This window comes from Mucilaginibacter sp. (assembly GCF_039207105.1).
Taxonomy (GTDB): Bacteria; Bacteroidota; Bacteroidia; order Sphingobacteriales; family Sphingobacteriaceae; genus Mucilaginibacter.
Genome location: NZ_JBCECK010000305.1, coordinates 1193 through 2343, shown reverse-complemented (window position 1 = coordinate 2343; position 1151 = coordinate 1193). Strand labels below are relative to the sequence as shown.

Here is a 1151-nt window from a genome sequence, read left to right as displayed (position 1 = left end):
GCCGATGACCTGCACAGCCTGCAGGGCATGTTAAGGCAACTTTATGACCAGATGATCCCGCTTTGCAGCGGCATGATCGGGGTAGCACGCGCCATCGGCGGTTTTGCCGCCCTATGGTATATTGGTGCAAGAATCTGGAAACATTTGGCCGCCGCCGAACCGGTAGATGTTTATCCCTTGCTACGGCCTTTCGCTATCGGTTTTTGCGTCGCCTTTTTTCCATTGGTGCTGCAATTGATGAACGGCGTCTTGCAACCTGTGGTGACCGCGACGGAGAACATGGTCACCAATTCCAATCAGGCTATTGAACGGCTGTTAAGCGACCAACCGCAAACCGAAGGTGAGCAAACGCCAAACGAATTGAATTCTGATCCGGATAAATGGTACCAGTACAGCCACCCGGACGGCACAGATACCAGCGCAGGCAACCCGATATCGGATGCCTTTTCGGGCTGGAGCATCAAGAACTGGGCGCGCAAATTTATTTACGAGGTGCTTAATGTATTATTCCAGGCCGCCGCGCTCTGCCTCGACACCATCCGCACTTTCAAACTGATCGTGCTGGCTATACTCGGCCCGCTCTGTTTCGGCCTAAGCATTTTTGATGGTTTCCAGCATACCCTAAAGCAATGGATCGCCCGTTACGTGAACGTATTTATGTGGTTGCCTGTGGCCAATATTTTCGGCGCGATCATAGCCAAGATCCAGGTCAACATGCTGCTGGCCATTCAAAGCGGCAACCTTGGCGGCAATGAGTTCGGGAACACCAATACCGCCTACCTGATCTTTCTGCTGATCGGTATCATAGGTTACTTCACGGTTCCCAGCATCGCCAATTACATCATGAATGTAGGCGGACATTCGCTTTTTCAAAAGACCTCGGCTATGGCCTCTATGGCATTTTCGTATTTGGGCGGCTCCGTAATGCAAAGCTTTAACGCCAGCAATGCCCGAAATACGACGCAAACCACGCAGCAATCCAAGTCTCAAACCAATAATTACAACTCGGAAAAGCTAAAGGGCAGTTCCGGCAAATCCTAATAGTATGTTCAAAAAACTCAAAAATCTAGAAACGGCATTTCAACACGTCCGTGCTTTTACCATCGTTGTGGTGATCGGTGCCTTTATCGCCGTTGGCTTCACGGTTTATC

General features: G+C 50.4%; 1 protein-coding gene and 1 pseudogene. Both read left to right on the top strand.

What is annotated here, in order from left to right; all coding sequences use genetic code 11:
* Positions 1-1041: conjugative transposon protein TraJ (traJ, locus tag AAGC65_RS25920; RefSeq protein ID WP_343115351.1), on the top strand; the 1041-nt coding region annotated here is incomplete at its 5' end.
* 4 nt (positions 1042-1045) lie between these two features.
* Positions 1046-1151: pseudogene (locus AAGC65_RS25915) on the top strand (conjugative transposon protein TraK); the annotation flags it as partial.